Below are 6,141 nucleotides of genomic sequence, written 5' to 3'. Positions count from 1 at the left end.
AATATATCAAATTCAGGAAATACTCAGGAAAGAAGCTGACGATTAAAAAATAAAAAGCCGTATCTAACTTTTGATGTTTTGATACGGCCCCTTTTCAATAATTTCTATAAGACATCTACCATGAGATTTCTCCCTATCGCACGAAATGACTAAAGGGAGCTCAGTAAAGCTAAATGACCTGCAATAATTCTATACCAAATTCGCTAAGCTTTCTTCTAAGATGGTAATCTTAGCTTCTGCGTCCGCTTTTTTATTTCTTTCGTTTTGAATAATTTCAGGTTTGGCATTTTGAACGAAACGCTCGTTTGATAATTTCTTATCTACGGATACCAAGAAGCCTTTCAAGTATTCGATTTCTTTAGTAATACGTTCGCGCTCAGCTTCAACATCGATGTTATCCGCTGCCAACTGAACATAACACTCTGTTTTGCCAGCCAAGAAACTCAATGCACCTGTCACTTTTTCTTGAACAAAGGATAACTCAGAGATATTCGCCAATTTGATAATACTTTCTTGGTATTTGGCAAAATCAACATCCGTATTGCTTATTGCTAAAGGTAATTCCACTTTAGGAGAGATACCTTTGGAATTGCGGATAGCACGTATTTCTGAAATAATCTGTTGTACGGTAGCAAATTCTTTAGTAATCTTCTCGTCGAATGCTTCAACCTTTGGATATTCAGCGACGATGATACAATCTTTTGCATCACGTGTACCGAAAATCTCATCATGATACAATTCTTCTGTTAAGAACGGCATAAAAGGATGTGCTAGCGCCAATACTTTTTGGAAGAAAGCTTTCACTGTTTCTAATGTTTCTGTTTCGATAGGTTGTTGGTATGCAGGTTTTACCAATTCCAAATACCAAGCACAGAAGTCATCCCAAATCAATTTGTACGTTGACATCAACGCATCTGACAAACGGTAATTCGCAAAATGTTCGTCAATTTCAGTTACAGCTTGGTTGAAACGGTTTTCGAACCACACAGCAGCAGTCTTTTGTGCTTCTGTAGCTGGCGTATCTATTGTTTCCCAACCTTTTACCAAGCGGAAAGCATTCCACATTTTGTTGGCAAAATTACGGCCTTGCTCACAGTATGAAACATCAAACATCAAGTCATTTCCGGCTGGAGATGATAACAACATCCCTACACGTACACCGTCGGTACCATATTGCTCCATCAATTCGATCGGGTCAGGGGAGTTGCCCAATGATTTGGACATCTTGCGGCCTAACTTGTCACGAACGATACCTGTTAGGTATACATTGCGGAAAGGAGGTTTCTGTGTATAATCATGCCCCATGATAATCATACGTGCCACCCAGAAGAATAAAATCTCTGGTGCAGTTACTAGATCATTCGTAGGGTAATAGTATTTGAAATCTTCGTTTTCTGGATTACGCACGCCATCAAATACGGACATAGGCCACAGTCCTGATGAGAACCACGTGTCCAATACATCGTCTTCTTGACGAATCGCAGCGGTAGATTTACCCTGTGCATCGAACTCTTTTACAGCTTCTGCTTCCGTTTTAGCAACAACCCATTCGTTATTTTCGTTGTACCAAGCAGGAATGCGTTGTCCCCACCACAACTGACGCGAAATACACCAATCTTTCACATTTTCCATCCAATGCTTGTATGAAGCAAAGAATTTTTCCGGAATCAATTTGATGGTGCCATCTTCTACGTAAGATAATGCTGGTTTTGCAATTTCTTCCATTTTACAGAACCACTGCATCGATAATTTTGGTTCGATAGCCGCATCTGTACGTTCGGAGAATCCAACTTGCGATTTATAGTCTTCGATTTTTTCGATTTGATCGACTTCTTCCAACAGTTTAGCGATTTTCTTACGCGCGATGAAACGATCTTCACCCACTAAGATTTCCGCTTTTTCGTTTAATGTACCATCATCATTCAAGATGTCGATAACCGGAAGATTATGTTTTTGACCTAATTCGTAGTCATTCAAATCGTGTGCAGGTGTTACTTTCAAACATCCTGTACCAAACTCCATTTCTACATATTCATCCTCGATAACCGGTATTTCACGATTCACAAGAGGAACGATAACTTTCTTTTCCTTAAGGTGTTGGTAACGTTCATCGTTAGGGTTGATACAGATTGCTGTATCCGCCATAATCGTTTCTGGACGTGTAGTAGCTATGATAATATACTCATCCGAATCTTTGATTTTGTAACGGATGTAATATAATTTTTGATTTACTTCTTTACGGATTACTTCTTCATCAGAAAGTGCAGTCTTACCCTGTGGATCCCAGTTTACCATACGAACTCCACGGTAGATATAACCGTCTTTGTAGAACTTGATGAAAGTATCAATTACCGCTTCTGACAAGTCAGGATCCATCGTGAATTTGGTGCGATCCCAATCACATGAAGCACCTAGCTTTTCTAATTGCTTCAAGATAATACCTCCGTATTTCTCCTTCCATTCCCACGCATGTTTTAAGAAATCCTCACGCGTCAAAGATTTCTTGTCAATTCCTTGTTCTTTCAGCATGGCAACCACCTTAGCCTCCGTTGCAATAGATGCGTGGTCAGTTCCTGGTACCCAACATGCATTTTTGCATTGCATACGCGCACGACGAATCAACACATCTTGGATCGTATTATTCAACATGTGGCCCATGTGGAGCACGCCAGTGACATTTGGTGGTGGCATGACGATGGTGTAAGGCTCACGCTCATCGGGAGTAGAACGGAAAAATCCTTGTTCCATCCAATACGAATACCATTTTTCTTCTGCTTCTTTTGGATTATAAGTTTTTGCTATGCTCATTGTTAAAATCGATCAAAAAATTGAAGTACAAAATTACGGATTTAATGGGACTTAAGCGTAATGATATACGACAAAAAAATATTGCACATCCATTAATACCACAATATGATTACTTTTGAAATATTTTTGATTTTATAGCTTATTAATTTCAATCAAAAGCATGAAAAAACACGCATGGCGTTCACATATTCTCTTTCTTTTAGGATATTTTTTTTATTGGTATGTTCTTTTTCTTTTTGATAGAACGATCTTTGCCATTAGCAATTGGTCCAAGTTGGAGGACAAGTCCGATGTGATCCAAGCCTATTTATACGGAATACGCTTGGATGCATCTTTAGCAAGCTATTTAATGGCTGTACCTTTTCTATTTTATGTCATTCAGTTGTTGTTTATTAAAAAGCCTATTTCGCCTTGGTGGTTAAGAGGTTATACGCTTTTTTCAACTGTGATACTGGCCGCTGTGACCTTGATAAATATTCCCTTATATAGTGCCTGGGGGGAAAAGATCAGCAAGCGTGCAATTCAGCTGGGGATGGGTTCGCTAGGTGGCGTGTGGAGTTCTGTAGACTTGGGAATGCTCTTGGGGGCTTTAATCACAGTGATTTTATTTTTCACTTTAGCCCATTATACATATCATGGTATAGTAGTCAAAGTCGCAAAATACCAACCTCAAAACATAGGCAATACACTTGTGGTATTTATAATGGGAACAGTTCTGCTGTTTACGTTGATCCGTGGTGGTTATGGCCGAGCTACGCTAAATCCCAGTGCGGTTTACTTCTCTGATAATACCGCAGCAAATCATCTAGCTGTAAATACATATTGGGCATTTTTCAAAGATACGACCAAAAGTGCGAAGAAGAATCCCTATCAATTCATGTCAGATCAAGAGTCTAGGGATTTGGTAACTCCTTTATTGCCAAATCATCAAGATTCAATAATTCAAGTTTTAAATACGGATAGACCTAATATCGTTTTAATACTGTTGGAAGGGATGGTGGCACAAGTGTTTACCGAGCTTGGAGGAGAAAAGGATGTAACCCCAAATCTAGGTAAACTGATGCAAGAAGGCGTGAATTTCACACAGGCATATGCGGCGGCTGATCGTTCGGACAAAGGCATTATTGCGGTGATGAGCGGTTTTCCCTCTCAAGGTCCTGAAAGTATTATCCAATATATTTCTAAGCATGAGAAATTACCCGGTATTGGTCAATTGTATGATTCCTTAGGTTACAGCACGTCTTTTTACCACGGCGGGCAGAGTCAATTTTATAATATCAAATCCTACATGTATGCTCACGGTGTAAAGCGGGTGGTCGATAATGGAAATTTTGATTTACAGACGAAAAGAAACAGCTGGGGGGTATATGATCATATAGTGGCTGGCCGTCTTCTTGAGGATTTGGATCAAGAGCGAAAAACATTTTTCTCTATTTTTTACACTTTGGTCAACCACGAACCGTACAATTTGGATGGAGGATACCACTTTGGGGATAAGACCAAGGCTGATATGTACCGCAGTACAGCTTATTATACCGATACGATGGTCGGTAATTTCGTAGAGCGCGCCAAAAAGAAAGAATGGTACAGCAATACGTTGTTTGTGGTGGTGAGTGATCATGGTAATATGTATCCTCAGGAGAAGTATGGGTTGGAACATCCTGGACGATACCATATCCCATTATTCATATTTGGCGGAGCGCTGAAACCCGAATGGCGTGGTCAGAAAATTGATCAGATTGTGAGTCAATTGGATGTAGCAAGCACCTTATGGAATTTTGTAAGTAAAAGTCCTTCGCCTTTTACATATTCCACTAATCTATTTGCTAAAAATAGACCGCACGCTGCATTTTATAATTCGAATAGTACATTTGGAATTATTACAGACGGCAAAGCCGCAACCTATGATATAAATGGCGCAAAAGTGGTCTTTACAGATGGAATTCATACACCTCAAGAAGAGGATAGTTTAATGAATATTGCAAAAGGTTATTTTCAACAAGTTTTTAGAGATTTTCAGAATTATTAAGATGAAGCAAATTGAGTTGAAGGGATATTGGAATACATTGCTTTTATTGTTTATCCAATTCCTTATACTTATAATTTTATATTCAGGGCTAAGAGTGGGATTCTATTTTTATAATCAAGCTCTATTTCCGGGGGTCACAGCTGATGAATTTATGGTGATGCTGTGGGGAGGAGTGAAGTTTGATACGGTTGCTATCCTTTACGTCAATATACTTTACATTCTGCTACAGACTGTGCCTTTCCCTTTTAAATATCGTGAAGCGTATCAAAAAGTGTGTAAGTGGATATTTATTGTTACCAATAGCATAGCAGTGGCACTGAATCTTATTGATTATGCATATTACCCATTCACGTTGAAGAGAACTACAGGCACTGTGTTTGGACAATTTGCTCATGAGGAAAATATACTCAAACTGTTGTTTGATTTTTTGATAGGGTATTGGTACCTGCTGATTCTATTTGTAGGGATTATATATTTGCTTGCTAAAATATATAGTTTGATTCAAGTCGTTAAAGTTCACAAGGTGAGTTGGTTATTTTATGGGATACAGTTGGGCTCTTTCCTGTTGATTATTTTTCTTTTTATCGGCGGTGTGCGGGGAGGCTGGGCACATAGTACACGACCTATCACATTGAGCAATGCAGGCGATTATGTAAAGAAGCCCGAGGAAATGAATATCGTGCTGAATACGCCATTCAGTATTTTAAAAACGCTCAAAGCAGTTGCGCTGAAAGAAGTTAATTATTTTACTGAAGAGGAATTGGAAGCCCGCTATTCCGTCATTCATCAACCCGATCCAAATGCTTCTTTTAAAAAGCTCAATGTAGTGCTACTAATCTTAGAGAGCTTTGGTAAAGAGCACATTGGCGCATTAAATCAAGATATTAACAATGGAACATACAAGGGCTATACGCCATTTTTAGATTCTCTGATTAGAAAATCGTATACCTTCAATCATTCCTATTCTAACGGTCGTAAATCCATCGATGCTTTGCCTTCAGTAATAACAGGAATTCCTTCAGTAGGCGAACCATTCGTGCTTTCGATATATTCGGGCAATAGAACAACGAGCCTGGCCCAACTTCTTGGTGATGAAGGTTATGAGACTGCATTTTTTCATGGTGCCCCAAATGGCAGTATGGGTTTTTCTGCTTACACCCAATTGGCGGGGATAAAGCATTATTATGGCAAAAATGAGTATAATAATGATGCAGACTTTGACGGCATCTGGGGTATCTGGGACGAACCATTTATGAAATTTATGGCGCACAAAATTGATAAAATGCCGCAACCCTTTTTTGCTG

3 protein-coding genes are annotated in these 6,141 nt (G+C 39.1%); 2 read left to right on the top strand and 1 reads right to left on the bottom strand.

The features are described from left to right. Positions 1–189: 189 nt before the first annotated feature. Complete coding sequence (locus tag EDC17_RS16380; protein WP_132779281.1) at positions 190–2,808, bottom strand: valine--tRNA ligase; 2,619 nt, start codon at positions 2,806–2,808, stop codon at positions 190–192. A gap of 160 nt (positions 2,809–2,968) precedes the next feature. On the opposite strand from EDC17_RS16380, the gene EDC17_RS16375 reads away from it, so the two are divergent. Continuing rightward, entirely contained in the window at positions 2,969–4,837 is a 1,869-nt protein-coding gene (locus tag EDC17_RS16375; RefSeq protein ID WP_132779279.1) for an LTA synthase family protein, read from the top strand. 94 nt (positions 4,838–4,931) lie between these two features. Continuing rightward, positions 4,932–6,141 (top strand): LTA synthase family protein (locus EDC17_RS16370; RefSeq protein ID WP_243646186.1); only part of this gene is annotated, 1,210 nt, incomplete at its 3' end.

It is taken from the genome of Sphingobacterium alimentarium (assembly GCF_004342685.1).
Classification (GTDB): Bacteria; Bacteroidota; Bacteroidia; order Sphingobacteriales; family Sphingobacteriaceae; genus Sphingobacterium; species Sphingobacterium alimentarium.
Note: the sequence above shows the minus strand (reverse complement) of the source record. Positions and strands in the feature narration are given on the sequence as shown.